Source organism: Microbacterium sp. 22215, from assembly GCF_052045655.1.
GTDB classification, from domain to species: domain Bacteria; phylum Actinomycetota; class Actinomycetes; order Actinomycetales; family Microbacteriaceae; genus Microbacterium; species Microbacterium phyllosphaerae.
Genome location: NZ_JBQEPC010000002.1, coordinates 224,282 through 251,270, shown reverse-complemented (window position 1 = coordinate 251,270; position 26,989 = coordinate 224,282). Strand labels below are relative to the sequence as shown.

Here is a 26,989-nt window from a genome sequence, read left to right as displayed (position 1 = left end):
ACCTCGTTCTGAGCCCCTCCTCGTCGCGGAGTCCAACGTGGGCCGACCCGCCAGCTTCAGGAGAAACGCAATGAACATGCCCGCAGCAGACTCTGCTCCCGCACGCCGCAGAACCCTCGCCGAGAAGGTCTGGGACGACCACCTCGTCGTCAAGGGCGAGAACGACGAGCCGGACCTCATCTACATCGACCTGCACCTGGTCCACGAGGTGACCAGCCCCCAGGCGTTCGACGGTCTGCGCTCCGAGGGGCGCCCCCTGCGCCGACTCGACCTCACCATCGCGACCGAGGACCACAACACCCCGACGTGGGACATCGACAAGCCGATCGCCGATCTGACGAGCCGCACACAGATCGAGACGCTGCGCCGCAACGCCGCCGAGTTCGGCGTGCGCCTGCACTCGCTCGGTGACGCCGAGCAGGGCATCGTGCACGTCGTCGGACCGCAGCTCGGACTCACGATGCCGGGCATCACGGTGGTCTGCGGTGATTCCCACACCTCGACCCACGGCGCCTTCGGGGCCATGGCGTTCGGCATCGGCACGAGCGAGGTCGAACACGTGATGGCGACCCAGACGCTGCCGCTGAAGCCGTTCAAGACGATGGCGATCAACGTCGAGGGCACCCTGCGTCCCGGCGTCACGGCGAAGGACATCATCCTCGCCGTCATCGCGAAGATCACCACCGGTGGCGGCCAGGGCTACGTCCTCGAGTTCCGCGGCAGCGCGATCCGTGCGCTGTCGATGGAGGGGCGGATGACGATCTGCAACATGTCGATCGAGGCCGGTGCCCGCGCGGGCATGGTCGCCCCGGACGAGACGACCTTCGAGTACCTGAAGGGGCGCCCGCACGCCCCCAAGGGTCAGGATTGGGACGACGCGGTCGCCTACTGGCGCACGCTCCCCACCGACGAAGGCGCGACGTTCGACGCCGAGGTCTTCATCGACGCCGACGAGCTCGAGCCGTTCGTGACCTGGGGCACGAACCCGGGCCAGGGCAGCTCCCTGTCGGCCGCAGTGCCCGACCCCGCCGAGATCGCCGACGCCAACGAGCGCGCGGCCGCCGAGCGGGCCCTCGAGTACATGGCGCTGACCCCGGGAACGCCCCTCAAAGAGGTTCCGGTCGACGCCGTCTTCATGGGCTCGTGCACGAACAGCCGCATCGAGGACCTCCGCGCGTTCGCATCGATCGTCGAAGGCAAGAAGAAGGCCGACGGCGTGCGCGTCATGGTCGTCCCCGGCTCCGCCCGGGTGCGGCTGGAGGCAGAGGCCGAGGGTCTCGACAAGATCATCACGGACTTCGGTGCGGAGTGGCGATTCGCCGGATGCTCGATGTGCCTCGGGATGAACCCCGATCAGCTCGCACCGGGGGAGCGATGCGCATCGACCTCCAACCGCAACTTCGAGGGTCGACAGGGCAAGGGCGGACGCACGCACCTGGTGTCGCCGCTCGTCGCCGCAGCCACCGCGATCCGCGGCACGCTGTCGAGCCCCAGCGACCTGGATGCGGTGCCTGCGACGGCCTCCGCAGCAGCCGGAACGAACGGAGCACTCTGATGGAGAAGTTCACCACTCACACGGGCATCGCCGCTCCGCTGAAGCGCTCGAACGTCGACACCGACCAGATCATCCCGGCCGTGTTCCTCAAGCGGGTCACGAAGACCGGATTCGAGGACGCGCTGTTCCACGGCTGGCGTCAGGATCCTGAGTTCGTGCTCAACCAGCCTGCCTTCCAGGGCGCATCCGTCCTTGTCGCGGGCCCCGACTTCGGCACCGGATCCAGTCGCGAGCATGCCGTGTGGGCGCTGCGCGACTTCGGCTTCTCGGTGGTCCTCAGTCCGCGTTTCGCGGACATCTTCCGGGGCAACTCGGGCAAGCAGGGACTCCTCGCCGCGACGATCTCGGAAGAGGATCTCGAGCGGATCTGGGCCGAGATCGACCGGAATCCCGGGGCATCCATCACGGTCGACCTCGAGGCGCGAACCGCCTCGATCGGTGAGATCCAGGCTGACCTCGGGATCGACGATTACACTAGATGGCGGCTCCTCGAAGGGCTCGATGACATCGGGCTCACGCTGCGCAACGAAGACAAGATCGCGCAGTTCGAGGCCCGTCGCGAGTCGTGGCGGCCCCGGACCCTTCCCGTTCAGCAGTGAACGGCGGGGCGGGGGAGCCGAGGGCGACCCCGCCCCGAATTCCGTTGAATGAAGTGAGGCTCCGAATGACGACACCTGTGCGCGACGCTCTTCCGGACGGAGTCCCCCCACTCACCGGAGACGTCCTCGCCATTCGCGGAGGGCGCCCGTTGCGCGGCCGCGTCGACGTCAAGGGAGCGAAGAACCTCGCGACCAAGGCGATGGTGGCCTCGCTGCTCGGAGACACCGTCAGCGTCCTGCGAGACGTTCCCGCCATCAGCGACGTCGCGGTCGTCCGCTCGCTGCTCGAGGTGCACGGTGTCCGTGTCTCCGACGGCGATGAGCCCGGTGCCCTCGTCTTCGATCCGAGCGACGTCGAGTCCGCGCACTTCGAGGAGATCGATGCCCACGCCGGTGCATCGCGCATCCCGATCCTCTTCTGCGGCCCGCTGCTGCACCGTCTCGGTCAGGCATTCATCCCCGACCTCGGCGGATGCCGCATCGGCGACCGGCCCATCGACTTCCACCTCGACGCGCTGCGCAAGTTCGGCGCGATCGTCGAGAAGCTGCCGAGCGGCATCCGCCTCTCGACCGGCGGCGCTCGTCTGCACGGCGCGAACATCCACCTGCCGTACCCGAGCGTCGGCGCGACCGAGCAGGTGCTGCTGACGGCCGTCCGGGCCGAGGGCACCACCGAGCTGCGCAACGCGGCCATCGAGCCCGAGATCATGGACCTGATCGCCGTGCTGCAGAAGATGGGCGCGATCATCTCGTACGAGCCGAACCGCGTCATCCTCATCGAGGGCGTCGAGAAGCTCCGCGGCTACGACCACCGGTCGATCTTCGACCGCAACGAGGCGGCATCCTGGGCCTCCGCCGCACTCGCGACCGACGGCGAGATCTTCGTCGGCGGAGCGAAGCAGCAGGAGATGCTCACGTTCCTCAACGTGTTCCGCAAGGCAGGCGGATGGTTTGACATCCAGGAGGACGGGATCCTCTTCCGCCGCGACGGAGAGCTCAAGCCCGTCGTCGTCGAGACCGATGTGCACCCCGGCTTCATGACCGACTGGCAGCAGCCTCTCGTCGTGGCACTCACCCAGGCCAAGGGACGCTCTGTGGTGCACGAGACCGTGTACGAGAACCGTCTCGGGTTCACGGACGCTCTCGTCAAGATGGGCGCCGACATCGTCGTGCACCCGCGCGGGCTGCAGGACGGACCCCGTCGCGTGCCGCGCCGTGACCTCGAGCAGGCGGCCGTCATCACCGGGCCGACCCCGCTGCACGCCGCCGACATCGTCGTTCCCGACCTGCGCGGCGGGTACAGCCACGTCATCGCGGCGCTGACGGCCGAGGGCGAGTCGAAGGTCTCTGGAGTCGACATCCTCAGCCGTGGGTACGAGAAGTTCCTCGCAAAGCTCGACGCCGTGGGCGCCGACTTCGACGTCATCCGGTGACGCCGATGGGTTCCCGTTCGACGGAGACCACGCGCCCGAGCCTTTTCTGGCCCGTCGCGGCGATCGTCATCCCCGCGGTGTCGTTGCTCGCGAAGGTCCGGGTCACCGGGGGAGAGAAGCTTCCGCGTGAGGGGGCCTTCGTTCTCGCACCGAACCACTACTCGGAGTTCGATCCGCTGATCGTGGCTCTCGCGGTCTGGCGCATCGGGCGTGCACCCCGGTTCATGGCGAAGGAGAGCCTGTTCAAGGTCCCCGTGCTGGGCTGGGTGCTTCGTCGCACGGGGATGATCCCGGTGGCGCGCTCGTCATCGGCATCCGCGGCCAAGCAGACCCTCAAGCAGTCCGCCGAGCTGGTCGAGCACGGTCGGGGAGTCATCGTGTACCCCGAGGGGACGCTCACGCGCGATCCTGACATGTGGCCGATGAGGGGAAAGTCCGGGGCCGTGCGGCTCGCGCTGGCCGACGGCATCCCGCTGATCCCGATGGCCCACTGGGGCACGCAGGAGATCATGGGGCGCTATCAGAAGGGCCTGAGCCTCTGGCCGCTGCGCAAGCGGGTCGATGTCGTGGTCGGGGACCCGATCGATGTCTCCGATCTCCGCGGGCGCGCCGGAGAGGCCTCGGCGCTGAACGAGGCGACGACCCGTCTGATGAACGCGATCACCGCGCTGCTCGAGGAGCTGCGCGACGAGAAGGCTCCGGCTGAGCGCTGGAATCCGACGTCGCACGGACAGAAGGAGACGGGTCGCCTTGACTCCTAAACGCAACGTCGCCGCAGGCCCCCGCGTCGCCGTCATCGGCGCAGGCAGCTGGGGTACGACCTTCGGCAAGATCCTCGCGGACGGAGGCGCGCAGGTCACGATGTGGGCCCGGCGCGCCGAGCTCGCCCACGAGATCGACGAGGCGAAGCGCAACTCGCGCTACCTGCCGGGAATCAACCTGCCTCGCACGATGGCGGCCACGCACGAGCTGGCCATCGCGATGCGCGACGTCGATCAGGTCTACCTGTCGGTGCCGAGCCAGTCGTTGCGGGAGAATCTGAAGGCTCTGCGCCCGCTGCTCGCCGACAGCGACACCAAGATCGTCAGCCTGATGAAGGGTGTCGAACGCACCACCGGGCTCCGTATGAGCCAGGTCATCGAGCAGGAGCTGCGCTGCGACCCCGACCGTATCGCGGTCGCCTCAGGCCCGAACCTCGCGCTCGAGATCGCCCGCGAGCAGCCGACCGCCGCAGTGATCTCGTCTCGCAGCCAGGAGACGGCCGAAGAGGTCGCCAGGGCCGCGCGCAACAGCTACTTCCGCACCTTCGTGAACACCGATGTGATCGGCACGGAGTTCGGAGGAGTGCTGAAGAACCTCATCGCCGTCGCGATCGGAATCGTCGACGGCGTCGGGTACGGCGAGAACACGAAGGCGTCGATCATCACGCGCGGACTCGTCGAGATGACCGACTTCGCGGTCGCCAACGGCGCACAGCCCGAGACCCTGCAGGGTCTCGCCGGGCTCGGCGACCTCATCGCGACCTGCCAGTCGCCGCTCAGCCGCAACAACACGGCCGGGCGCCTGCTCGGCCAGGGATACAGCTTCCAGGATGTCGTGAAGCAGATGCAGCAGACCGCTGAGGGCCTCGCGTCCGTCGCGCCGGTGCTGCAGCTCGCCCGCGAGTCCGAGGTGGACATGCCCATCGTCGAACAGGTGAAGATGGTGCTCGACGGGAAGATGAACCCGCGCGACATCGCACCCCACCTGACGACGGACGACGACACCCCTCAGGGTGAGAGGACCAACCATGGACAAGCAGACGGTGGTGGTGCTCTTCGGAGGGCGCTCCAGCGAGCATTCGATCAGTTCCGCAACGGCGGGCGGAGTGCTGGGCGCGATTGATCGCGACCGCTACGCGGTGATCCCCGTGGGGATCACCCGTGAGGGTGCGTTCGTCCTCGAAGACGACGACCCGGCGAAGTTCCCGCTGGATGCCGCGCATCTTCCCGAGGTCGCCGACAACGGAAGCCGCGTGCTCTGGCCGGAGCCGGGCGGCGACCGGACCCTGCGCGTGGTGCGCCCCGACGGCGATACGGAGAGCTTCGGCGAGATCGACATCGTGCTGCCGATCCTCCACGGTCCGCACGGCGAGGACGGCACGATCCAGGGATACTTCGACACGCTCGAGGTCCCGTACGCCGGCGGCGGTGTGCTCGACTCCGCTCTGTGCATGGACAAGCACTTCATGAAGATCGCGCTGCGTGCCGCGGGGCTCTCCGTGGCCGCAGGGCTGACGGTTCGCGCGCGCCAGTGGGCGCAGGACGCCGATGCCGTTCGGGCTGCTGCCTCAGAGCTCGGACTGCCGCTGTTCGTGAAGCCCGCGAGGGCCGGATCGAGCGTCGGCGTCTCGAAGGTCGAGCAGCCTGCCGAGCTCGATGAGGCGCTCGCGATCGCCTTCGCCGAGGATGACAAGGTCCTCATCGAGACCGGCGTGGTCGGTCGCGAGATCGAGGTCGCTGTGCTCGAGGGTGCCGACGGCGTACGCGCGTCGCTCCCGGGAGAGATCGTGCTCACCTCCCGCGGCTTCTACGACTTCGAGGGCAAGTACCTCGGTGGCGACGGAGTCGATGTCGTGTGCCCAGCCGCGCTCGAGGAGTCCGAGATCGCCGCGATCCAGGACGCCGCGATCCGCGCGTTCGAGGCCGTGGACGGGCGTGGCCTCGCCCGGGTCGACATGTTCCTCACCCCCTCAGGCGAACTCGTCGTCAACGAGCTGAACACGATGCCCGGCTTCACGCCGATCTCGATGTTCCCCAAGTGCTGGGTCGCTTCAGGGCTCAGCTACGGCGACCTCATCTCCGAGCTCATCGAGGCGGGTCTCCGCCGCTGACAGTCAGCGTCGCGGCTGCTCGGCCGCGACGCTGCCCGGGTGACGGCTAGCCCGCGTGCGGCGGCCGGGGCGGGTACGACGTGCTCGTCTGCGTCGCCTCGCCTGCCTGCGGAGGGTACGGGTAGGCCGTCGTCGCCGGGTGGCTGCTCGATGCTTCCCGTTCGACGTGCTCAGGGGCGGGCGCCGACCGATGGATCAGGGTGACCACGAGCGCTGTGATCCAGCCCCAGGTCAAGCCCCAGGCGGCACCAGCGGTGACGAATTGGAACCCCTGCACCATCAGGATCTCGGACTGCTCCGACGGGATGCCGAGCGCCGAGATCGCCAACGGCGCGCGCACCATGCCCGCGATCCACGATGCGATGATGACCGCGCCCCAGGTGCCGAAGAACACTGCGGCGCCTCGTTTGGGGAGGGCGCTCCGCACCACGAGCCGGACGAAGAACCATGTGAGCGCGACGATCACGATGAGCGCCAGGAACATGGCGACGACCGCGAGAGGGATCGGCCGGGGTCGCAGCGCGAAGCCGATCGGATCCTGCAGGATCATCGTGCGCGGGAGGTTCGGTACGCCCCAGATCACGAACAGGAATCCGGCGAAGCCGCTGAGAAGCGCCCCCGCTCCGACCATGATCGCTGCGATGACGGATGCTCTGCCGGCAGGGTTGGGATTCATGCCGCGAGTCTAGGGGCTGCCTCGAGGCGTCGGCGGGGCCGGCTCCGCGCGTCGGCGGTTCCGTGAGCGGATGCGCTCAGCCCTCGTCGGAGCCGTCCTCCGTGGGTACGCGGTCGGTGCAGCGTGCGGTGGCCGGGGCGAGACCCGACTGGATGCTCGTCGACAGGCTCTCCACCACGGTGCGGAAGTCGATCTCCTCGCCGCGCCGGATGATCACCTCGACCGCGGGGTCGCGGCCGTAGGTCACAAGACGCTGGCGCTCCTCCTCCTGATCGAGGACGAGCCAGTCGACGCTCCCGATCGTCGTGCACACGTCGGTGGAAGGCGCCGGGGGCTCGACGCCGCAGCGGAGCACCACGGTCGGCTCTCCCCAGGCGCCGGTCGCCTGAGCATCCGTCCAGACGCGGTCCAGGTCGCCGACCGCATCGGGGAGCAGCACGGACACCTCCGCGCACGCGGGATCGTTCGCATCCTCGGCGGGTTCCAGATGGACGGTGGTCGAGCATCCCGAGAGAGCCGCGACGAGGGCCAGCGAGCCCGCGATGACGGCGAGACGGCGAAAGCGGGGCATGCTTCCAGGCTACCTTTGACTGCATGCCCTCCCGACCCCGCGACGACGATCCGACCCTCGGCGAGCTGTCCGAGGGGGAGATCCTGCGAGCGATCCTCGCGCGCACCGCGCAGGCCACGCACGCGCTGATCGGACCGGGCGACGACGCGGCGGTGATCGCGGCGCCCTCCGGGTCGGTGGTGGCCACGACCGACACCCTCGTGCACGGACCGGACTTCCGGCTCGCGTGGTCGTCGGGGTACGACCTCGGCTGGAAGGCCGCCGCGGTGAATCTCGCCGACGTCGCGGCCATGGGTGCTCGTCCGACCGCTCTGCTGGTGGCGCTGGCGGTTCCTCGTGATCTTCGACTCTCGTTCGTCGAGCGGCTCGCCGACGGCTTCCGTGAGGCATGCGCCGCACTCGCTCCGGGGTGCGCGGTGGTCGGCGGCGATCTGACGGTCTCCGACGTGCTCACCGTCGCCGTGACCGCGTTGGGTGACCTCGAAGACCGTGCTCCCGTCACCCGTTCGGGTGCCCGCATCGGAGACGTCGTGGCGGTGGCCGGCGAACTCGGCCACGCCGCGCAGGGCCTCGCGGTGCTCTTCGGCAGGTTCCGCGAGGGCGATCAGCCTGTTCCGGTGGATGCCGCAGCGCTGGCCGCCGGCGAGAGTGCTGCGCTGGCCGCACAGCTGCGCCCGTCGCCGCCCATCGGTCTCGGTCCGTTCGCCGCCACGGCCGGCGCCACGGCGATGATGGACATCTCCGACGGGCTCGCGCTCGACGCACGGCGGATGGCTGCGGCATCCGAGGTGACGATCGCCCTGGACTCGGCCTCTCTCGGTGAGGCCCCGATGCGCGCCCTCGCCGGGGGAGAGGACCACGCTCTGCTGGCGACGTTCCCGGCCGGAATCCTGCCTCCGGGGTTCCGCGTCATCGGTGCAGTCGCCCCGCGCGGAGAGCATGATCTGCTCGTCGACGGTGCTCCCGCCGACGTGTCCGGGTGGGATCCCTATCGGGACTGGGACTCGACGACGGGTTGATACTCGTCCGCAGGCCGTGCGGGCTCAGCCCACCACAGCGTCGTGTCGCCGTAGGTCTTCTCACGGATCAGGTCGAGCCCTGCCTCGGCGAGATCGGGCGGCGTGGAACGGCGCGCGCGCTCGATGATCACGAGCGCGTCCGGGGAGAGCAGAGGCGCGAGGGAGACGAGATCGGCGGTCATCGCATCGTCCTCGAGGTCGTAGGGCGGGTCCGAGAACACGAGGTCGTACGGGCCGGTCGTGCGCTGCAGAAAAGCCCGCACCGCACTCTGATGCACACGGGCGGTGGGCAGCCCGGCCTTGGTGAGGACGGCGACATTGCGGCGGACCACGGCTGCCGCCTCGCGGCCCATCTCGACGAGATCGGCGCTGGCCGCCCCGCGGCTGAGGGTCTCGAGGCCCAGCGCGCCTGATCCGGCGTAGAGGTCGAGGACGCGCGCGCCGGCGATCGCATCCGCCGACTCCAGCGCTCCGAACAGCGACTCCCGCACGCGGTCGCTGGTCGGTCGTGTGCCTGCGTGCGGCACATCCAGTCGCGCTCCGCGTGCCTTTCCGGCGATGATCCTCGTCACCCGTTCACGATACGACAGCTGAGGCGCACGCCGTGTCGGTGCGGCCTCCTAGACTCGGAGCATGTCGCTCACGCTCGATTCGTCGCTGGAGGACGCGCTCGGCGCCACCCCGGCGAAGACCCTCGATCGAGCGTTCAGCATGAAGACGGTCGGCGACCTGCTCTCGCACTATCCACGGCGGTACGCAGACCCGGGCGAGCTCACCCCGATCCGCGAGCTCCCCCTCGGCGAGACGGTGACGATCGTCGCCGAGGTGCTGTCCTCCAGCGCCAGGGCCATGCGGAATCGGCGCGGAGCCATGGTCGACGTGGTGATCGGCGACGGCATCGGCAAGATGTCCCTCACCTTCTTCGCGAAGAACCTGGGCGCGGCGAAGTGGCGTTCCGAAGACCTCGCGGTCGGTCGTCGAGGTGTCTTCTCGGGCAAGGTCGGCGAGTTCAACGGCATGACGCAGTTCGCGCATCCGGAGTACGAGCTCTTCGACGATGAGGATGCCGCACGACGCAGGGCGGACGCGCGGGCGGCCGTGCTGATACCGATCTACCCCGCGACATCGAGTCTGCAGACCTGGCAGATCGCGAAGTTCATGGCGCGTGTGCTCGACGGACTCGGCGAGGTGCCCGAGCCGCTGGCCGCGGAGGTCCGCACCCGAGAGGAACTGCTGACCGCGCGCGAGGCTCTCGAGCAGATCCATCGTCCGCAGACCCGGAACGACATCGATCCGGCCGTCCGTACGCTGCGGATGCATGAGGCGCTGACGCTGCAGACCGCTCTCCTGCAGCAGCGCGACGCCGTCCGGGCTCTCTCGGCCACGGCTCGTCCGGCGAAGCCCGGTGGGCTGCTCGAGCGTTTCGACGCCTCGCTGCCGTATGACCTCACTCCCGATCAGCAGACGGTCGGGGTGCAGGTCGCCGCCGATCTGGTCGGCTCCTGGCCGATGAACCGACTCGTGCAGGGTGAGGTGGGCTCGGGTAAGACTCTGGTCGCGCTGCGGGCCATGCTGCAGGTCGCCGAGTCCGGGGGACAGGCGGCGCTCATCGCCCCGACCGAGGTGCTCGCCGGGCAGCACCTGCGATCCATCGCCAAGATGCTCGGTCCTCAGCTGGGGCCGCTGGTGATGCCGACCCTGCTGACGGGGCAGATGCCGGCGGCCGAGCGTCGCAAGGCCGCACTCCGAGTGGCCTCCGGGCAGGCTCTGATCGTCGTCGGCACCCACGCGCTGCTCGGCGAGAAGACGACGTTCGCCGACCTCGGGCTCGTGGTCGTCGACGAGCAGCACAGGTTCGGCGTGGAGCAGCGCGAGGCATTGCGCGCCAAGGGCTCGAGCCCGCACGCGCTCGTTCTCACGGCCACCCCCATCCCGCGCACGGTGGCCATGACCGTGTTCGGAGACCTCGACACGTCAGTCATCCGCACGATGCCGAAGGGCAGAGCGGGTATCGAGTCGTTCGTCGCCCCTCTGGCCGAGCACCCCGGGTGGTTCAATCGCGTGTGGGAGCGCGCGGCCGAGGAGATCGCCCAGGGGCGCCAGGTGTTCGCGGTGTGCGCTGCGATCGACACGACGAAGAAGACCGCGGAGGCGGGGGAGCAGCCGATCGTCCCGCCGGATGGAGCATCCGGTCCGCGGTGGGGTGTGGTGCAGCTCGATGAGGCCCTCGAGACGCACCCGACGCTCGGTGGCGTGCGACGAGCGGTGCTGCATGGCCGCATGCCGTCCGACGAGAAGGACGCGATCATGCAGGCCTTCGCCAGGGGCGAGATCGACCTGCTCGTCGCGACGACCGTGATCGAGGTCGGAGTCGACGTTCCCAACGCCTCGACGATGATCGTCCTGGATGCCGATCGCTTCGGCGTCTCGCAGCTGCACCAGCTGCGAGGGCGTGTCGGCAGAGGCGGTGTCCCCGGCCTGTGCCTGCTGGTCACGGAGGCCGAAGCCGGGTCCGTGGCGCGCGAGAGGGTCGATGCTGTCGCGGCCACGCTCGACGGGTTCGCGCTGGCCGAAGTCGACCTCGATCTGCGCGGAGAAGGCGACGTGCTCGGTGCGGCACAGGCCGGCGTCCGTTCCTCGCTCAAGCTGCTCCGCGTCGTCAAGGACTCCGGTCTGATCGTCAGGGCCCGGGAACTCGCGGAGGTCATCCTGGCCGCCGACCCCGATCTCGAGAAGAACGCGGGGTTGCGATCGGCGATCGAGCGACGGGTGAGCGACGACGATCGCGCGGCTCTCGCGAAGAACTGAGCTGCCGATGACGTGCCCTAGGCTGGGTGGCATGAGCAGTCGGATCGCCGTCGTCCCGGGTTCGTTCGATCCGCCGACCCTGGGTCACCTCGACGTGATCCGCCGCGCGGCGAAGCTGTATGACGAGCTTCATGTTCTCGTCGTGCACAACCCCGGCAAAGAGGCCATGCTGCCGATCGCGCAGCGGATGTCGCTGATCGAGCAGTCGATCGCCGAAGAGGGCATCGGTGACAACGTCGTCGTGGGCTCCTGGAGCATGGGTCTCCTCGTCGACTACGCGCGCGATGTGGGTGCCGGGGTTCTGGTCAAGGGCATCCGTTCGCAGATCGACGTGGCGTACGAGTCGCCGATGGCGATCGTCAACCGGCACCTCGCCGACATCGAGACGGTCTTCCTCCTTCCCGACCCCGCACACGCTCTGGTGTCCAGCTCTCTCGTCCGTCAGGTCGCAGGGCTCGGGGGCGATGTGTCGCCGTTCGTCCCTCCTGCGGTCGCAGCGTTCCTCGATACGGGCTCGCGCGGCATCTGAGTCACCCGGCCGAGGCGTCGCGCACAGCGCGGAACCAGCCCCGTCCGACGCAGAGCCGGTACCATTGCGGGGTGCGTTCCCGAATGAATGGTCCCTTCGTCCTCCCCGTCCGCGACATCGTCCGCAGGCCAGGCGAGATGCGCGAACACGAGTTCTCCGTGACCCTGCGCGAGGCGTGGGGTGAGGGGATCGTCGCGTACGAGGCAGGATCCGATCTCGACCTGGATGTGCGCCTGGAGTCGGTGCACGAGGGCATTCTCGTCTCCGGAACGGCCGATGCGGAGTACTCCGGAGTGTGCGGAAGATGCCTGATCGACATCGCTCGGCCCGTCGAAGTCGAGTTCCAGGAGCTTTTCGCGTATCCTGGTGAGGAAGAAACTGACTTCGAGGTTCAAGACGACCACGTGGATCTTGAAACTCTAGTCAGGGATGCGGCCGTGTTGTCGCTTCCATTTCAGCCGGTGTGTCAGCCGGATTGCCCCGGGCTCGACCCGGAAACGGGCGAGAGGCTGACCGAGAGCACCGGAACGGAGCAGGCCGCTCCCATCGATCCTCGGTGGAGTGCGCTCCAGAACATCACAGACCAAGACGGCACGGAAGAATCTCATGCCGTCGAGAAAGAAGAGAGCTAGTCATGGCTGGTAACCCCCCGAAGCGCAAGGTATCCCGTTCGAACACCCGCTCGCGCCGCGCGCAGTGGAAGGCGGCGCCCGTCGCGCTCGTCAAGACCATCGAGAACGGCCAGGTCGTCTACAGCCGCCCGCACCAGGCGAAGGTCGTCACCGACTCGCAGGGCACCGAGCTGTTCCTCGAGTACAAGGGCCGCAAGGTCGCAGACGTCTGAGTCGCGACTTCACGACTGTGACGAAGGTCCCTGGGGGGACGAGACCTCTCCCAGAGAAGCTCCGCGTCGATATCGACGCGGAGCTTCTGGAGTTGGCACTCACCCATCGCTCCTACGCGTACGAGCACGGCGGGATCCCGCATAACGAACGTCTCGAGTTCCTCGGCGATTCGGTGCTCGGTCAGGCTGTGACCGTGATGCTCTTCACGACCCATCCCGGCCTCGACGAGGGCGAGCTGGCGAAGCGACGCGCGAGCGTCGTGTCGACCGTTGCTCTCGCCGAGGTGGCGCGTGCCATCGACCTGGGCAGTCATCTGTTGCTCGGGCGCGGCGAGGAGCAGACCGGCGGACGCAACAAGGACTCGATCCTTGCAGACACGATGGAAGCCGTGATCGGCGCGACCTATCTGTCCGCAGGTCCGGAAGCGGCGACCGAGCTCGTGCTGCGCCTCACCGAGCCGTTGCTCGCCGACCCCGAGCGGTACGGCGCAGCGATGGATCCGAAGACGAGCCTGCAGGAGCTCGCCGCCCGTCTCGGCGCGACCCCGCCCGTGTACTCCGTCGAGGCCAGTGGGCCTGACCACGATCGCCGTTTCGTCGCCACCGTGACGGTCGGCGACGTCGCGATGACGGGCAAGGGCAGTAGCAAGAAGACCGCCGAGATGGCGGCGGCGCTCAGCGCATGGCGCTTCCTCGACGAGCGTGCCTGAGCTCCCCGAGGTCGAGGTCGTCAGGGCGGGACTCGCTCCCGCGGCGGTCGGATCCCTCATCACGGCGGTCAGCGTGCTGGATGAACGGGCTCTCACCCGGCACACCCCAGGGCCTGCCGATTTCGTCGCGCGTCTCGAAGGGCGCACGTTCACCGACGCCGCGCGCCGCGGCAAGTTCCTCTGGCTCCCGCTCGACTCCGACGAGTCCGCGCTGATCGCGCACCTCGGGATGAGCGGACAGATGCTCCTGCGGTCTCCGGACGCCGCCACGGAGCGGCACGAACGGATCCGCATCAGCATCGAGCATCCGCTGCACGGAGAGCTCGCGATCGTCTTCGCCGACCAGCGGACGTTCGGTTCGCTCGCTGTCGACCATCTGGTGGTCGACGGGCCGACGGCCATCCCGACGCAGGTCGCGCACATCGCACGGGATCCGATGGATCCCCACTTCGACGACGCCGGCTTCCGCGTCGCCCTGCGCAGGCGCGGCAGCGCGATCAAGCGGGTGCTTCTGGATCAGCAGGTCATCAGCGGCGTGGGCAACATCTACGCGGACGAATCGCTCTGGGCCGCGAGGATCCACCCGGAGACGCCTGCGAGCTCGCTCTCCACGCAGTCCATGAGTCGTCTCCTCGCCGAGGTGCGGACGGTCCTGGCCAAGGCCCTGGCCGAGGGCGGCACGAGCTTCGACGCCCAATACGTGAACGTGAACGGCCAGGCCGGCTACTTCGCACACTCGCTCAATGCGTACGGACGCGGCGGGCAGCCGTGTCCGCGGTGCGGCACGCCGATCCGCCGCGAGGCGTTCATGAACCGCTCGAGCCACTACTGTCCACGCTGCCAGCGCCGTCGCTGACAGCGCGCTCACACCGCGTGGAACGACCGCGCGAGGAGTGGCCTGGTGATGCGGGTGCTGGTCCAGACGAGCGCGATCCCCACGGCGACGACGGTCGCGATGGTGAGCAGCGATTCAGGTGCGGTGATGAGCGCGATTCCGATGAGCGGGAAGATCAGCACGGCTGCGCACAGCGCTGACCCGAGCGCGGTGACCAGCAGCGGCGACATGATCGCTCGTCGGCGGGCGCCGTCCACCGTGTCCATCGGCACGCCGAGATGGTGCAGACTGCGGTGGAGGTCGCTCTGATCCAGGACGGATGCGGCCTGGTTCACCCCGACCGATGCCGCGACCATGAGGAATGAACCGACCAGCGTGATGATGAGGCCGGTGCGCATGTCGGCCGCGAGAGTCGCGTCAGCGCCGTCGACCGCTTCGCCGCCCATGACGTTCATCAGAGAGACCCCGGTACCCGCGAACACAGCCATGAAGCTGGCCATCGCGATCCCGCTGACCTGGCGCCACGCGGCCTTGGGGGAGTCGAGCACCATCCGAGCTGCGAGCAGTCGATCGGCACTGTCGGCGCGACGCAGCGCGCGGGACGCGGCGACCTTGAGCACCCAGGGGCCGACCACGTTGAGGATCGCCAGCGCGATCGCGAACAGGACCGCCAACACGGTGATCGTCGTCGCCACACCCGCGATCGAGGGGATCATCTTCACGAGGACGAACGCGACGGCGATCACGGAGACGCCGATGATCGCCCGGAACCAGTGCACGGGTGACGCGGTCGTCCTGAGTCGCACACCGAGCGGCGAGATGATCACCTTCCTGAGGCCGAGCGCAGCGCTGCCGGCGGCGACGACGAGGGTACCGCCGACGACCGCGACGACACCGGCGGGTGGCAGCAGCACGGCATCGAGACCGAGTGCCGCTCCACGGAACGGGATGAGTCCGATGAGGGGAGAGATCGCGAGGTATCCGCTGATCCCGACGAGCGCGCCTGCGGCCGCCACCAGCATGGATTCGATGACGGTGGCGACGCCGACGCCCAGAGGGGTGACGCCGAGAAGGCGCAGGGTCGAGAGTCGCTCGTCGCGTCTTCTCGCCGAAAGACGAGCCGCGGCCCCGCCGAGGTTCGCGAGCGGAACGACGAGGAGAACCAGTGCGATCGCTGCAAGCGCTTGATAGAGCGGGCCATATCCGTCGTTCCAGGTCCAGAACGACTGCGCGCCGCCCACGACGGTGAGAACGAGCGCCGTGACGAGGGCGAAGGCGATGGTCGGGAGCGCGATCACCGCTGTCTGCCCCTTCGCGGGGCGGAGCAGGAGCGCGAGGACGCGCGCGTTCATGCCTGCACCGCCGTGGCCGTGACCCGGCCGTCGCGGACCGAGACGATCCGCGAGCAGCGCGCGGCGACCTCCGGATCATGGGTGACGACGAGCAGCGTCCGCCCCTGCCCGGTCGTCGACCAGAGCAGCGCGTTCATCACCTCCTGCGAGGTGTGCGAGTCCAACGCGCCGGTCGGCTCGTCGGCGAACACGAGGTCGGCGCCGGTGGCCTGGGCACGTGCGATCGCGACGCGCTGCGCCTGCCCGCCCGACAGCTCCCCGATCCGGCGGTCCTCCATCCCCGCGAGTCCGAGTGCGGCGAGCCACGACGCTGCGTGCGCCACGGCATCCGCTCTCTTCACACCGTTGATCATCGAGGCGAGCGCGACGTTCTCGACGGCGGTGAGCTCGGGGATCAGCAGACCCTGCTGGAACACGAACCCGAACCGCTCTCGTCGCAGCCGCGAGCGCGCCGATTCGCCGAGTCCGGCAAGCTCCACGGGTCCGCCGACTGACGGGTGGAAGCTGACCGTTCCCGAGTCCGGGGTGATGATCCCGGCGAGCACGTGGAGCAGTGTGGTCTTGCCGGATCCGGATGCGCCCATGATCGCCACGGACTCGCCACGATGGATGGTGAGATCCACTCCGGCGAGTGCGCGAGTGGTGCCGTAGGACTTCGTGAGGGATCGGGCGTCGAGGACGGATGCGTTCATGCTTCCAGCCTCGCGAGACGCTCCGATCGGTGCATCGGCCCGGCGGATGATCCGCGTCGAACCGCATACACCGATCGGATGATCTCGGTCAGATCCGCTTCTGCCACGCTCCCGCGTAGGAGACCGCGGTGAACCCGATCGCCTCGTTGATGACGAGCATCGGACGGTTCTCCTCCGCGTTGAAAGTGGAGACCACAGGGGAGAGGGGCATCAGTTCGCGCCAGTGCAGCAGGTTGGCGCATTTGACGAGCGCTCCGAGACGGTGCCCCCGGTGCGCGCTCGAGACGAGCGTGCCGAGCTGATGCGTCACACCCGCGCGGTCCGACGCGATCAGCAGCTCGTTGTAGGCGACGAGGTCACCGCTCGGGACATGCTGCACGGCGACCACCGACAGAGCCTGACCNCGCTTCTCTCGGCGGACGACGCGCTCGGCATCCCAGACCTCGGCGACGAAGTCCATCTCGCCGCTCGGCGCATCTGTCGAGAGGCGCGCCAGGATCGCCGCGAAGCCCTCGCGGTGTTCGGGCGGTGTCGGTGCCAGCCACTGCAGCACCCGGTAGTCGGGTCCGGCAGCGGCCCGGGCCGCCTCGAGCGCCGCGCGCAGTGGAGCAGGATCCGAGCGCAGATCGAACTCGCTGTTGCGCTCGACCTGCTCGAACTCGTAACCCCGGGCTTCGAGCGCGTCCGACAGCGGAATCGCGGGGATTCGTCCCCATCCGGTTCGCGGAACGATCATGCGCTCGGCCTCGACCGGGCGGTGGAGCGTCCAGGTCTGGACGAGCGAGCGACCGTGGGCGCGTGCCTCCGTCTCTGCGAGGTCGAGGAGGGCATCCTCGACGCCGCGCCCCCAGTGGCGCTCCGGCACCATCAGGTCGATCTCGGCTGCGTGGGCCTCCTCCTCCTGCGCGTAGTCGATCGTGAGCATCCCCACGATCTCGCCGCCGAGACGTGCGACGAACCCCGTGTGCAGAGTGTCGGTGCCGTCCTGCCACCCTGCGAGAAGCTGTGCGGCGTCGGGCGCGATGTCGGGCAGGCCGACGAGTTCGTCGCAGATCTGGCGGTTGAGTTCCCCGTAGGCGCGGAAGTCCGCGGCATCGACGTCATCCAGAGACTTCGGGACGGTCAGCGCGGAGATCGTCAGTGCGACGGTCGTCATGTCAGTTCCTTCTTCCAGGCGCCTTCGTAGGCGATGGCGGTGAAGCCCATGGCTTCGTTGATCGAGAGCATGGGACGGTTCTCCTCGGCGTTGTAGGTGATGACCTCGCGCGATTCCGGAGCGACGTCACCCCAGGAGAGCAGCGCGGCGCACTTCACGAGCTGTCCGAGACGGTGCCCCCGATGCTCGACCAGCACGAGGGTGTCGTGCTGGTGTGTGGTCGCGGTGAGGTCCGGGCCGATCCCGAGTTCGGTGAAGGCGGTCAGCTCACCGGTGGGGATGTGCTGCGCGACCGTGATCTGCATGGTCTGGCCCATCTCCTCGATGCGCTTCTCGCCGTCGATCAGGCGCTCGGCGTCCCAGGATTCCTCATCGGTCTCGAGATCGCCGGACGGGGCGTCCGTCGACATGCGGGACTTCAGCCACGCGTAGCCGTCGAGGTGCTCAGGCGGGGTGGGGAGCATCCACTGGAGCACCCGGTAGTCCGTCGACCACGAGCGGGCCTCCTCGTACAGCGCTCGCGCGCGATCGAGAGTCGACGCTGTGACATCGAGACGGCTCACGCGGTAGACCTGCTCGAGGGTGAAGCCGTGACGCGTCAGGAATCGGGCGACGTGGTCGTCCGGCACACTGCCGAATCCGGTGCGCGCCTCGAGCCGGGGGCCATCATTCGCCGGCTGCTCGGTCCAGTTCTGGATGAAGGTGCGCCCGTGCTCCCGCGCGACGGCCTCGAGGTGCGGCAGGGCGGCCGTGCCGATCCCGCGCCCCCAGAACCGCGGATGGATCTCGATCGACGCGATCGCCACTCGCGATCCTTCCTCATGGGGGATGTCGACGACGGCGCGGCCGACCATCTCGTCGCCGACTCTGACGGCCCACACCACCGTGGTGCGCTCCTTGCGGGAACGCAGCAGGGGCAGCAGTGCCTCAGGCGTGAGGTCCTGCTCGGTGCGGCCGGTGAGTTCGCGGTAGACGGCGTTGCGGACGCGGGNCCCGCGTCCGCTGCATCCGCCCGTGCCGGCAGCACGAGCGGATGCAGCGATGCATCGTCGGTGAGGGGAATGCTCATCGTGATCTCCAGGTCAGCGCAGCTGACGCTGCAGGTCGAACGTGAGCAGTGCGAGCGTCTCGCCGGCTGAGCGGTCTCGTCGTTCGAGAGGCGAGCCGTCCGAGTAGACGGGAGACGCGGTGCGGCGTTCCCGGCGAGGACGCTGAGCCCTCTGGAGCAGCCAGAGGCCGATCCGGAGGGAGAGACGGTCTGCGAGCGCGAGGCGCCGCAGTTCGTCGGAAGCGGGGATGTGGAGGACCAGCTGGTCCTCGGTATCCGGTGGGTGGGTGATGCTGCGGTACAGCGTGGTGTTCACGATGATCCTTCGAGGTGTGTGGTGTGGATGGGTGAGGCGAGCACCTGAGCAGACCACCGAGAGGTGTCCTGGCGGGTGCGAGGAGTCGAGAGCCCGGGGTCGCGAGAAGGCGGTCGCCGGGATCGGCGGGAATCCGTGATCCGAGGGCGGATCAGAGGGTGGGCGCGGTGACACGCGTCTGAGGAAAGCCCCTTACGGGGCGGCGACCTGCGGGTGACGCAGGGCAGAGTCCTCGGGCTGCGGTTCTACGAGAGCGCAGTGGTGCGGACGCCGGCGGCTACCGAGTGCGCAAGACGCGGCGCGAATGGCGCGGCGAGGCCTGTGGCCTGAGCGTTGAGTGTGATCATCATCGGTAACCTCCTTTCGTGTGGCGATCCGGAGGTTACGGTAGCGAAACCCGGGCGTGTCCGTCAAGCACCTTCGGCGTGGGTCGGCGTGTCGCACCCGTTTCGGGTTCCCTCGGTACCCGCGCGGGATGTCGGTTCTGAGCCGTCATTCCGGTAACGTGTGGGCGTGATTCACCCCGGAAGCGCGGCCCGCGCATGCATCTGAAGAGCCTGACCCTCAAGGGGTTCAAGTCCTTCGCGCAGCCGACGAGTTTCGTGTTCGAACCGGGTGTCACCTGCATCGTCGGACCCAACGGCTCGGGTAAGTCCAATGTCGTCGACGCCCTCGCGTGGGTCATGGGCGAGCAGGGCGCCAAGACGCTCCGCGGCGGCAAGATGGAGGACGTCATCTTCGCCGGCACCTCGACCAGGGGACCCCTGGGTCGTGCAGAGGTGCTGCTCACGATCGACAACAGCGACGGGGCGCTGCCCATCGAGTTCTCCGAGGTGACCATCAGCAGGACGCTGTTCCGCAACGGAGCCAGCGAATACGCCATCAACGGTGAGAACTGCCGACTGCTCGATCTGCAGGAGCTGCTCAGCGACTCGGGACTCGGCCGCGAGATGCACGTCATCGTCGGCCAGGGGCGTCTGGACACCGTGCTTCAGGCATCCCCGGAGGATCGTCGTGGCTTCATCGAGGAGGCTGCCGGAATCCTCAAGCACCGACGGCGCAAGGAGAAGACCCTCCGCAAGCTCGATGCGATGGAGACGAACCTCACGCGCCTCAGCGACCTGGCGGGGGAGATCCGTCGACAGCTCAAGCCGCTCGGACGTCAGGCCGAGATCGCACGCGAGGCGCAGACCATCGCGGCAGTCGTCCGCGATGCCAAGGCCCGGATCTTCGCCGACGATGTGGTCGCGCTTCGCACCGCGCTCGCGGATCACACACGCACCGAGCATGAGCGGCACACCGAGCGTCTCGTGCTCTCGGACCAGGCCGAGGCGGTGCGCGGGAGCATCGCCCGACTCGAGCAGGACCAGAACTCGGTCGCCGTCGACCAGGCGAGGGGAGTCGCGTTCGGCCTGGAGCAGGTGCAGGAGCGGATGCGCGGGCTCTACACCCTCGCCAATCAGCGCCTCGCGCTCCTCGGATCCGACGAGGACGACGCCGCGGTGACCGCGGTGACGGTGACGCAGGCCACGATCGACGAGGCCAAGGACGAGATCACGGAGATTTCCGCGGGGCTCGGTGACGCGCAGGAGGCGGCGACCGTCGCGAGCCGAGAGGTCGTGCTCGCGAGGGCAGAACTCGACACGCTCGATGTGGACATCGCCGAGCAGAGCGCCCTGGTCTCGGAGTACGACATGCGCCTCAGCTCACTGCGGGGCACGGCGGATGCCGCAGCGTCGGCCCTCGCCGCGGTGCGCGGTGCCGTGCTGCGTCAGGAGAACGCTCTCGAGGCCGCGAACGCGCGTCGCCGTGCGGCCGCTGAGGCACTCGAGTCGATCGACGACGCCGAGGCCCCTGAGGGCACGGCGGCGGAGCATTCGGCCGCATACGAGACCGCGCAGCGGGCGGCCACGGCAGCCGAGACCGAGCGCGAGACGCTGCGGGAGCGGCTGCACGCGGCCGAGCGCGAGGTCGATTCGCTTACGGCGAAGTCGGCGGCACTCGGAAGCGCGCTCGCGATCTCGGGCGGCGCCGCAGAGATCGTGAAGGCCGGAGGCGCAGGCATCCGGGGACTGGTCGGCGACGCGGTCCAGGTCAGAGCAGGTTTCGAAGCGGCTGTCGCGGCCGTGCTCGGGTCCCTCGCCGAAGGGGTGCTCGTGGACAGGGCATCCGACGCGTTCACTCTCGCGGAAGAGGCCGCGGAGCAGCGCAGGGGCGTCGTGGACTTCGTCGTCGCCGATGCCCTGCGACCAACGGTCGATCTGCCTTCGCTCGCAGGGGTGACGCCCGCGGTCGATTCGGTCACCGCTCCGGACGGAGTGCTGGGGATCCTGTCGCACGTCCTGATCGCCGAGAGTCTTGACGCTGCACGCTCTGCACGCGCTGCGCTCGACGTGACCGGCGACACCACGACGACCATCGTCACGACCGGGGGTGATGTGATCACCGCCCAGACGCTGCGCACCGGCTCCCGAGGAGAGCGTTCGCGTCTCGAGCTCGCGGCCGAGCGCGATGCGGCTGACGATCGTCTCGCAGAGGTGCAGGTCATCGTCGATTCACTGCGAGAAGCGCGAGAGGATGCGAACGAGATCGTCGAGAGCACCCGCCGCCAGGCGAAGGATGCTCTTCGATCGCTCCGCGAACACGACGCTGCTCTCGCGAGCCACGCCGAGCAGGTCAATCGCATCACGGTGACGCACGAGTCCGCTGTCGCCGAGTGCGAGCGGCTGGAAGCCGGCCTCGCGCAGGCGCAGTCGGCGGTCGAGGACGCCGAGGCGAAGGCCGAGGCGGCGAAGGCGGAACTCGAAGCTGCGGTGTCGGCGCCGCGACCGGTATTGGATGCCTCAGCGCGAGACGGTCTGCTTGAGGCTCTCGAAGTCGCCCGGGAGGGTGAAGTGCGCGCGCGGCTCGAGATCGAGACTCTCCGCGAACGGGTCCGAGCGGCGCAGGCACGGGTCGCGAGCCTCGAACGCCAGCGCGAGCAGGAGCGCGACGCAGCGGCCGAGGCCGCCCGCCGCGCGGTGATCCGACGTGCGCAGCGCGAAGCGGCATCCGGTGTCGCCGACGAGCTTCCGCGCATCCTGGATTCGATCGATCGCTCGGTCACCGAGGCGCGGGTCGCCCTGGCCGAGGCCGAGGCCGCGCGGTCCGCGCAGAACCAGGAGCTCACCGCTCTGCGGGCGCAGGAGACATCCCTCCGCGAACGGTTGGCGGGGCTCACCGAGAGTGTGCACGGACTCGAGCTGCAGATCCACGAGAAGAAGCTCCACCTTCACAGCCTGCTCGAGCGCGTTGCGTCGGAACTCGCGCTCGATGAAGATATTCTCGTTGCGGAATATGGGCCTGACCAGCTGGTTCCCCGTGATCCTGGCGTGGAGCACGCTGAAGACGATCTCGCAGGGGCCACGGCGATCCCCTTCGATCGACGCATCCAGCAGCGCCGACTGGCCGACGCGGAGCGCAAGCTCGCACAGCTCGGCCGCGTCAACCCGCTCGCGTTGGAGGAGTTCGCGGCGCTCGAGCAACGCCATGCCTTCCTCACCGAACAGCTGGCCGATCTGACTCAGACCCGCCAGGATCTGCTGACGATCATCGCCGACCTCGACGAGCGGATGCAGACGATCTTCGCCAGCGCCTTCGAGGATACGAGGGTGGCGTTCGGCGAGGTCTTCCCGCTGCTCTTCCCGGGCGGATCGGGAAGCATCTCCCTGACGGATCCCGAGAACATGCTCACCACGGGCATCGAGGTGTCGGTTCGTCCCGTCGGCAAGAAGATCGAGCGGCTGTCTCTCCTCTCGGGAGGCGAGCGTTCCCTCGCCGCCGTCGCCCTGCTGGTCGCCATCTTCAAGGCCCGTCCGAGCCCGTTCTACATCCTCGACGAGGTCGAGGCGGCTCTCGACGACGCCAATCTCGGTCGACTGCTGACGGTGTTCGAGCAGCTGCGAGAGAGCTCGCAGCTTCTCGTGATCACGCACCAGAAGCGCACGATGGAGATCGCCGACGCCCTCTACGGCGTCTCGATGCGTCAGGACGGCGTCTCGGCCGTGGTCGGCCAGCGTGTCGGAGACCGCGCAGCGGCCGTGAGCTGATCCCAGGAGTGGTCCCGTCGCCCCAGAGCTCGGAAGTTGTGCTCAGAGCGTAGGCGTGGGCCGCAGGCCGCCGCGGCGCTACCCGTAGGCTGGAGTCATGGCGGAGAAGTCCTGGTCCCTCACCCGTGCGCTGCGCGGGATGTTCGTCAAGCCCACGATCGACGAGACGACGTGGGAGGACCTCGAGACCGCGCTCATCACCGCCGACTTCGGTCCCGACATCAGCGAGCGCGTGGTCGAGGAACTCCGAGAGAAGGTGGATCGCTATCGGACCACCGACCCGCAGGATCTCCAGCGCATGCTGCGCGAGACCCTCGAGGAGCACTTCGCGAAGTTCGACACGACGCTGAAGCTCACAGAGCGCCCCGCCGTCGTGCTGGTCGTCGGTGTGAACGGGGTCGGCAAGACCACCACGATCGGCAAGTTCACCAAGTTCCTGCGCGGCTTCCAGCGCAGCGTGGTCGTCGGGGCCGCGGACACGTTCCGCGCGGCAGCCGTGGACCAGCTCGCCACGTGGGCGCAGCGCGGGGGAGCGGCCATCGTCCGTCCCCAGCAGGAGGGTCAGGATCCGGCATCCGTCGCGTACCAGACCATCGAATACGCGCAGCGCGAAGGCATCGAGATCGCGATCATCGACACCGCGGGTCGTCTGCACACCAAGGGCGGTCTGATGGACGAGCTCACGAAGATCCGCAGGGTCATCGAGAAGCAGGCGCCGATCAGCGAGGTCCTGCTGGTCCTCGACGCCACGACCGGCCAGAACGGCGTCATGCAGGCTGAGGCGTTCCTCGAGCATGCGGGCGTCACCGGCCTCGTCCTGACGAAGCTCGACGGCTCGGCCAAGGGCGGCTTCGTCCTGGCTGTGCAGGAGCGCACAGGCATCCCGGTCAAGCTCCTCGGCCAGGGTGAGGGCATCGACGATCTGACCGGTTTCACCCCCCATGTCTTCGTCCAGTCGCTTGTCGGCTGACGACGGGACTACCGCCGCGAGCACGAGGCTGGTTTCATAGCGTTATGGCGATCGAACACGACTACTTCGGCCTCCTGTCCTCCGGACCGGACGGATCGATCTTCTGGTCTGAGACGGTGGAGCTCGGTGACCAGAGTGTCACCGTCGACCTCACGGCGCCCGACCAGGACGACGTCTCCGCAGACGCGCTGGACATCGCCGCATCGCTGATCGCAGGACTCGAGAACGTCGACGCCACATCCCGACGGGGGATGCTCTCGGAGGTCGACGACCGCACGAGCGAGGTGACCGAGTACATCCTGCAGCAGCAGGAGGCCTACGGCGACGAGCTCGAAGACGTCCTCGTCGATGTGAGCGGTGACGCCGCGGTCGACATCATCCGTTCGCTCCGACTGATGAGCATGACGATCCTCGCTGACGAGCACGGGGGATCCGAGCCCTTCGCCGTGCTCGAGTACGCCCTCGACGCCTCGACCACCGACGACGTGCTGCTCGTGAATCTGGGTTCCGACGGCAGCGTGCAGTCGGTGATGAGCGCCGACTGACGCTGCGGGTCCTCTCGGACTCCGGTCAGACCGCCTGCGCGAAGCCGAGGTCTGCGCTCTCAGCGATGTGTGCCAGGTGCGGCGGGATCTCCCGCCCCTTCGACACCATCGACTGCGCCCAGAGCCGCCCTGCCCGGTACGACGAGCGCACGAGGGGCCCCGCGAGCACACCGAGGAAGCCGATCCGCTCCGCCTCCTCCTTGAATTCGACGAACTCTGCCGGCTTGACCCAGCGCGCGACCGGCAGGTGGCGGGGCGAGGGGCGCAGGTACTGCGTGATCGTGATGATGTCGCATCCTGCGTCGTGCAGGTCGTTCAGCGCCTGGACGACCTCCTCGGGCTCCTCTCCCATCCCCAGGATCAGGTTCGACTTGGTGATGAGTCCGGCGTTGCGTCCCTGCGTGATCACGTCGAGCGAGCGCTCGTAGCGGAAGGCCGGCCGGATGCGTTTGAAGATGCGGGGCACGGTCTCGACGTTGTGGGCGAACACCTCGGGGCGGGCGTCGAAGATCTGCCCGAGGAACGCAGGATCGGCGTTGTGCTCGTTCGCGAGCAGCTCGACACCCGTGTTCGGGTTGAGCTCGTGGATCTTGCGGACGGTCTCGGCGTTGAGCCAGGCACCCGTGTCGGGGAGGTCGTCTCGGGCGACACTTGTGACCGTGGCGTAGCGCAGGTTCATGCGCACGACGCTCTCGGCGACGCGACGGGGTTCGTCCGTGTCGTACGCGTCCGGCTTGCCGGTGTCGATCTGGCAGAAGTCGCAGCGCCGCGTGCACTGCGAGCCGCCGATCAGGAAGGTCGCCTCCCTGTCCTCCCAGCACTCGAAGATGTTGGGGCATCCGGCCTCCTGGCAGACCGTGTGGAGATCCTCGCTCTTCACCAGCGAGTGGAGCGCGGTGTACTCGGGGCCCATCTTCGCCTTCGTCTTGATCCATTCTGGCTTGCGCTCGATCGGGGTCTCGGCGTTGCGGATCTCGAGGCGAAGGAGCTTGCGCCCCTCGGGTGCGGCGGTCATGCGGTGACTCCAGCGTGGTCGGCGGGTGAGTATTCGGCGAGGAAGGCGGCGGCGATCGAGTCGACGATGTCTGCGGGCGAGACGTCGGCGCCCACGACCTCGCTCACGGTCGTGACACCCGCATCGGTGATGCCGCAGGGGATGATGCCCTGGAACCCGGCCAGGCTGTTGTCGCAGTTGATGGCGAAGCCGTGCATGGTGACTCCCTGCTGCACCCGCACTCCGATCGCCGCGACCTTGTCTTCCGAGAGCGGCCGGCGTACCCACACTCCGCTGCGGCCCTCGACCTGGTAGCCGTCGACGCCGATGGGGCGGAGCACGTCGATCAGAAGGCGCTCGAGGCGGCGGACGTGCGCGACGACGTCCATGGGTTCGGGCAGACGGACGATCGGGTAGCCGACGAGCTGGCCGGGTCCGTGCCACGTGATCTTGCCACCGCGATCGACGTCGATCACCGGTGTGCCGTCCTGCGGTCTCTCCTGGGGTTCGGTGCGCTTGCCCGCGGTGTACACGGCTTCGTGCTCGAGAAGGATCAGAGTGTCCGGTCTGGTCCCGTCGACCACGTCGGCGTGGATGCGGCGCTGGAGATCCCACCCCTCGCTGTAGGCGACGAAGTTCGGGGCGAGACCGGGAGTCAGGATGTCGAGCATGATCAGGTCGCTCTCACTCAATAAATGGATTGCGTCTAAGAATACTCCTCTCCGGCATCCGCGGCGCGCGGGAGCGACGCGCGGTAGCGTGTGATCATGAGCAGCACGAGCCGAGCGGGGCGCCCGAAGGCGTCTTCGCGCGAGACCCTCGCCGAGGCGGCCTGCGAGCTCTTCCTCGAGCGCGGATATGACGCCACGTCCGTCGCGGACATCACCCAGCGGGCGGGCGTGAGCCGCTCGAGTTTCTTCAACTACTTCTCGTCGAAGAGCGACGTGCTCTGGTCCGGGTTGGACGATCGCATCTCGAGTGCGGTCGGCGACCTCATCACGGTTCCGGACGACCGCGACGGTGTCGAGGTGAGGCGCATCCTCTCCGCCCTGGTCGCAGGGTTCGCACCGGACAGTCTCGCCCTCGCCATGACCAATTCCTCGGCGATGGGCCTCGACGATGAGCTCGAGCAGGATGCCGCGCTGCGTCAGGCGCGGCTGGCGGCCGCTCTGGCGGATCTCGCCCGTCGATCCGGTGTCGCGGCACTCGCCGCGGACATCGCGGCGGCGACGTGGGCCGCCGCCGTGCTCGCGGCCGTGCGCGCGTGGGCGGAGAGCGGTGCGGGACGCGGCTCGGTCGGAGACACGTTCGCCGAGGCGGTCCGTGCGATCGACCGCCTGCCCTGGAGTGGCGAACGATCGGATGTGTGAGCGCGCG

The 26,989-nt window shown here is 68.4% G+C and carries 27 protein-coding genes; 17 read left to right on the top strand and 10 right to left on the bottom strand.

What is annotated here, in order from left to right:
- Positions 1–70 precede the first annotated feature (70 nt).
- From leuC to ACTJKH_RS04450, 6 genes are all read left to right on the top strand, one after another.
- Positions 71–1,555, top strand: coding sequence for a 3-isopropylmalate dehydratase large subunit (gene leuC, locus ACTJKH_RS04475; RefSeq protein WP_440735911.1), 1,485 nt, complete (start codon positions 71–73; stop codon positions 1,553–1,555).
- Positions 1,555–2,154 carry a 3-isopropylmalate dehydratase small subunit gene (gene leuD / locus ACTJKH_RS04470; RefSeq protein ID WP_341957272.1) on the top strand — a complete coding sequence of 200 codons (600 nt, stop codon included), beginning with the start codon at positions 1,555–1,557 and terminating at the stop codon, positions 2,152–2,154. Before leuC ends, leuD begins: the two co-directional genes overlap by 1 nt.
- A 65-nt stretch (positions 2,155–2,219) precedes the next feature.
- Positions 2,220–3,587 carry a UDP-N-acetylglucosamine 1-carboxyvinyltransferase gene (gene murA / locus ACTJKH_RS04465; protein WP_210097787.1) on the top strand — a complete coding sequence of 456 codons (1,368 nt, stop codon included), beginning with the start codon at positions 2,220–2,222 and terminating at the stop codon, positions 3,585–3,587.
- Between the two features lie 5 nt (positions 3,588–3,592).
- Positions 3,593–4,348, top strand: a complete 756-nt coding sequence (locus tag ACTJKH_RS04460; protein ID WP_440735910.1) for a lysophospholipid acyltransferase family protein — start codon at positions 3,593–3,595, stop codon at positions 4,346–4,348.
- On the top strand, positions 4,338–5,471 hold the full coding sequence (locus tag ACTJKH_RS04455) for an NAD(P)H-dependent glycerol-3-phosphate dehydrogenase (protein ID WP_210097789.1): 1,134 nt from the start codon (positions 4,338–4,340) through the stop codon (positions 5,469–5,471). Before ACTJKH_RS04460 ends, ACTJKH_RS04455 begins: the two co-directional genes overlap by 11 nt.
- Complete coding sequence (locus ACTJKH_RS04450; RefSeq protein ID WP_440735909.1) at positions 5,377–6,459, top strand: D-alanine--D-alanine ligase family protein; 1,083 nt, start codon at positions 5,377–5,379, stop codon at positions 6,457–6,459. The genes ACTJKH_RS04455 and ACTJKH_RS04450 overlap by 95 nt, the downstream gene beginning before the upstream one ends.
- A 46-nt stretch (positions 6,460–6,505) precedes the next feature.
- On the opposite strand, the gene ACTJKH_RS04445 is transcribed toward ACTJKH_RS04450, so the two are convergent.
- Both ACTJKH_RS04445 and ACTJKH_RS04440 read right to left on the bottom strand, forming a co-directional pair.
- Complete coding sequence (locus ACTJKH_RS04445) at positions 6,506–7,135, bottom strand: hypothetical protein (RefSeq protein WP_440735908.1); 630 nt, start codon at positions 7,133–7,135, stop codon at positions 6,506–6,508.
- A gap of 76 nt (positions 7,136–7,211) precedes the next feature.
- On the bottom strand, positions 7,212–7,706 hold the full coding sequence (locus ACTJKH_RS04440) for a DUF3515 family protein (RefSeq protein WP_440735907.1): 495 nt from the start codon (positions 7,704–7,706) through the stop codon (positions 7,212–7,214).
- A 23-nt stretch (positions 7,707–7,729) separates the two neighbouring features.
- Between ACTJKH_RS04440 and thiL the strand changes: the two genes are divergently transcribed.
- Positions 7,730–8,725 carry a thiamine-phosphate kinase gene (gene thiL, locus ACTJKH_RS04435; RefSeq protein WP_440735906.1) on the top strand — a complete coding sequence of 332 codons (996 nt, stop codon included), beginning with the start codon at positions 7,730–7,732 and terminating at the stop codon, positions 8,723–8,725.
- Here the strand turns inward: thiL and rsmD are convergent.
- Positions 8,695–9,297, bottom strand: a complete 603-nt coding sequence (gene rsmD, locus ACTJKH_RS04430) for a 16S rRNA (guanine(966)-N(2))-methyltransferase RsmD (protein ID WP_440735905.1) — start codon at positions 9,295–9,297, stop codon at positions 8,695–8,697. The genes thiL and rsmD overlap by 31 nt on opposite strands.
- A 61-nt stretch (positions 9,298–9,358) precedes the next feature.
- On the opposite strand from rsmD, the gene ACTJKH_RS04425 reads away from it, so the two are divergent.
- From ACTJKH_RS04425 to mutM, 6 genes are all read left to right on the top strand, one after another.
- Positions 9,359–11,533, top strand: a complete 2,175-nt coding sequence (locus ACTJKH_RS04425) for an ATP-dependent DNA helicase RecG (RefSeq protein ID WP_440735904.1) — start codon at positions 9,359–9,361, stop codon at positions 11,531–11,533.
- 31 nt (positions 11,534–11,564) lie between these two features.
- Positions 11,565–12,062 carry a pantetheine-phosphate adenylyltransferase gene (gene coaD, locus ACTJKH_RS04420; protein ID WP_259159297.1) on the top strand — a complete coding sequence of 166 codons (498 nt, stop codon included), beginning with the start codon at positions 11,565–11,567 and terminating at the stop codon, positions 12,060–12,062.
- An 83-nt stretch (positions 12,063–12,145) separates the two neighbouring features.
- Positions 12,146–12,694 carry a YceD family protein gene (locus ACTJKH_RS04415; RefSeq protein ID WP_210099164.1) on the top strand — a complete coding sequence of 183 codons (549 nt, stop codon included), beginning with the start codon at positions 12,146–12,148 and terminating at the stop codon, positions 12,692–12,694.
- A gap of 2 nt (positions 12,695–12,696) precedes the next feature.
- Positions 12,697–12,906, top strand: a complete 210-nt coding sequence (gene rpmF / locus ACTJKH_RS04410) for a 50S ribosomal protein L32 (RefSeq protein ID WP_017830754.1) — start codon at positions 12,697–12,699, stop codon at positions 12,904–12,906.
- 17 nt (positions 12,907–12,923) lie between these two features.
- Positions 12,924–13,616 (top strand): ribonuclease III, encoded by a 693-nt coding sequence (rnc, locus tag ACTJKH_RS04405; protein ID WP_440735903.1) that lies wholly within the window; start codon positions 12,924–12,926, stop codon positions 13,614–13,616.
- On the top strand, positions 13,609–14,472 hold the full coding sequence (gene mutM, locus ACTJKH_RS04400) for a bifunctional DNA-formamidopyrimidine glycosylase/DNA-(apurinic or apyrimidinic site) lyase (RefSeq protein WP_440735902.1): 864 nt from the start codon (positions 13,609–13,611) through the stop codon (positions 14,470–14,472). The genes rnc and mutM overlap by 8 nt, the downstream gene beginning before the upstream one ends.
- 8 nt (positions 14,473–14,480) lie before the next feature.
- Here the strand turns inward: mutM and ACTJKH_RS04395 are convergent, their stop codons facing one another.
- The 5 genes from ACTJKH_RS04395 to ACTJKH_RS04375 form a co-directional block, all read right to left on the bottom strand.
- Positions 14,481–15,803: a permease gene (locus ACTJKH_RS04395; protein WP_440735901.1), complete on the bottom strand. Its 1,323-nt coding sequence runs from the start codon at positions 15,801–15,803 to the stop codon at positions 14,481–14,483.
- Positions 15,800–16,495, bottom strand: a complete 696-nt coding sequence (locus tag ACTJKH_RS04390) for an ABC transporter ATP-binding protein (protein WP_440735900.1) — start codon at positions 16,493–16,495, stop codon at positions 15,800–15,802. The genes ACTJKH_RS04395 and ACTJKH_RS04390 overlap by 4 nt, the downstream gene beginning before the upstream one ends.
- Positions 16,496–16,583: 88 nt before the next feature.
- Complete coding sequence (locus ACTJKH_RS04385) at positions 16,584–17,651, bottom strand: GNAT family N-acetyltransferase (protein ID WP_440735899.1); 1,068 nt, start codon at positions 17,649–17,651, stop codon at positions 16,584–16,586.
- Entirely contained in the window at positions 17,648–18,535 is an 888-nt protein-coding gene (locus ACTJKH_RS04380; protein WP_440735898.1) for a GNAT family N-acetyltransferase, read from the bottom strand. Before ACTJKH_RS04380 ends, ACTJKH_RS04385 begins: the two co-directional genes overlap by 4 nt.
- Before the next feature lie 198 nt (positions 18,536–18,733).
- The gene (locus ACTJKH_RS04375; RefSeq protein ID WP_440735897.1) at positions 18,734–19,015 is read right to left on the bottom strand and encodes a hypothetical protein; all 282 of its coding nucleotides are present in this window, start codon (positions 19,013–19,015) and stop codon (positions 18,734–18,736) included.
- A 542-nt stretch (positions 19,016–19,557) separates the two neighbouring features.
- Here ACTJKH_RS04375 and smc point away from each other — a divergent pair.
- The 3 genes from smc (at position 19,558) to ACTJKH_RS04360 (ending at position 24,618) form a co-directional block, all read left to right on the top strand.
- Entirely contained in the window at positions 19,558–23,103 is a 3,546-nt protein-coding gene (gene smc / locus ACTJKH_RS04370) for a chromosome segregation protein SMC (RefSeq protein ID WP_440735896.1), read from the top strand.
- A gap of 97 nt (positions 23,104–23,200) precedes the next feature.
- Positions 23,201–24,073: a signal recognition particle-docking protein FtsY gene (gene ftsY / locus ACTJKH_RS04365; RefSeq protein ID WP_210097805.1), complete on the top strand. Its 873-nt coding sequence runs from the start codon at positions 23,201–23,203 to the stop codon at positions 24,071–24,073.
- A 44-nt stretch (positions 24,074–24,117) separates the two neighbouring features.
- The gene (locus ACTJKH_RS04360) at positions 24,118–24,618 is read left to right on the top strand and encodes a DUF2004 domain-containing protein (RefSeq protein ID WP_210097806.1); all 501 of its coding nucleotides are present in this window, start codon (positions 24,118–24,120) and stop codon (positions 24,616–24,618) included.
- Positions 24,619–24,643: 25 nt separating this feature from the next.
- On the opposite strand, the gene lipA is transcribed toward ACTJKH_RS04360, so the two are convergent.
- Together lipA and lipB are read right to left on the bottom strand one after the other, a co-directional pair.
- On the bottom strand, positions 24,644–25,633 hold the full coding sequence (gene lipA, locus ACTJKH_RS04355) for a lipoyl synthase (RefSeq protein WP_210097807.1): 990 nt from the start codon (positions 25,631–25,633) through the stop codon (positions 24,644–24,646).
- Positions 25,630–26,283: a lipoyl(octanoyl) transferase LipB gene (gene lipB, locus ACTJKH_RS04350; protein ID WP_440735895.1), complete on the bottom strand. Its 654-nt coding sequence runs from the start codon at positions 26,281–26,283 to the stop codon at positions 25,630–25,632. Before lipB ends, lipA begins: the two co-directional genes overlap by 4 nt.
- Positions 26,284–26,379: 96 nt before the next feature.
- Between lipB and ACTJKH_RS04345 the strand changes: the two genes are divergently transcribed.
- Positions 26,380–26,982 carry a TetR/AcrR family transcriptional regulator gene (locus ACTJKH_RS04345; RefSeq protein ID WP_440735894.1) on the top strand — a complete coding sequence of 201 codons (603 nt, stop codon included), beginning with the start codon at positions 26,380–26,382 and terminating at the stop codon, positions 26,980–26,982.
- Positions 26,983–26,989: the final 7 nt, after the last annotated feature.

Coding starts and splice junctions, on each gene's coding strand:
- leuC (WP_440735911.1), top strand. CDS start 71: ATGAACATGCCCGCAGCAGACTCTGCTCCCGCACGCCGCAGAACCCTC.
- leuD (WP_341957272.1), top strand. CDS start 1,555: ATGGAGAAGTTCACCACTCACACGGGCATCGCCGCTCCGCTGAAGCGC.
- murA (WP_210097787.1), top strand. CDS start 2,220: ATGACGACACCTGTGCGCGACGCTCTTCCGGACGGAGTCCCCCCACTC.
- ACTJKH_RS04460 (WP_440735910.1), top strand. CDS start 3,593: ATGGGTTCCCGTTCGACGGAGACCACGCGCCCGAGCCTTTTCTGGCCC.
- ACTJKH_RS04450 (WP_440735909.1), top strand. CDS start 5,377: ATGGACAAGCAGACGGTGGTGGTGCTCTTCGGAGGGCGCTCCAGCGAG.
- ACTJKH_RS04445 (WP_440735908.1), bottom strand. CDS start 7,135: ATGAATCCCAACCCTGCCGGCAGAGCATCCGTCATCGCAGCGATCATG.
- ACTJKH_RS04440 (WP_440735907.1), bottom strand. CDS start 7,706: ATGCCCCGCTTTCGCCGTCTCGCCGTCATCGCGGGCTCGCTGGCCCTC.
- thiL (WP_440735906.1), top strand. CDS start 7,730: ATGCCCTCCCGACCCCGCGACGACGATCCGACCCTCGGCGAGCTGTCC.
- ACTJKH_RS04425 (WP_440735904.1), top strand. CDS start 9,359: ATGTCGCTCACGCTCGATTCGTCGCTGGAGGACGCGCTCGGCGCCACC.
- coaD (WP_259159297.1), top strand. CDS start 11,565: ATGAGCAGTCGGATCGCCGTCGTCCCGGGTTCGTTCGATCCGCCGACC.
- ACTJKH_RS04415 (WP_210099164.1), top strand. CDS start 12,146: ATGAATGGTCCCTTCGTCCTCCCCGTCCGCGACATCGTCCGCAGGCCA.
- rpmF (WP_017830754.1), top strand. CDS start 12,697: ATGGCTGGTAACCCCCCGAAGCGCAAGGTATCCCGTTCGAACACCCGC.
- ACTJKH_RS04395 (WP_440735901.1), bottom strand. CDS start 15,803: ATGAACGCGCGCGTCCTCGCGCTCCTGCTCCGCCCCGCGAAGGGGCAG.
- ACTJKH_RS04390 (WP_440735900.1), bottom strand. CDS start 16,495: ATGAACGCATCCGTCCTCGACGCCCGATCCCTCACGAAGTCCTACGGC.
- smc (WP_440735896.1), top strand. CDS start 19,558: ATGCATCTGAAGAGCCTGACCCTCAAGGGGTTCAAGTCCTTCGCGCAG.
- ftsY (WP_210097805.1), top strand. CDS start 23,201: ATGGCGGAGAAGTCCTGGTCCCTCACCCGTGCGCTGCGCGGGATGTTC.
- ACTJKH_RS04360 (WP_210097806.1), top strand. CDS start 24,118: ATGGCGATCGAACACGACTACTTCGGCCTCCTGTCCTCCGGACCGGAC.
- lipA (WP_210097807.1), bottom strand. CDS start 25,633: ATGACCGCCGCACCCGAGGGGCGCAAGCTCCTTCGCCTCGAGATCCGC.
- lipB (WP_440735895.1), bottom strand. CDS start 26,283: ATGCTCGACATCCTGACTCCCGGTCTCGCCCCGAACTTCGTCGCCTAC.
- ACTJKH_RS04345 (WP_440735894.1), top strand. CDS start 26,380: ATGAGCAGCACGAGCCGAGCGGGGCGCCCGAAGGCGTCTTCGCGCGAG.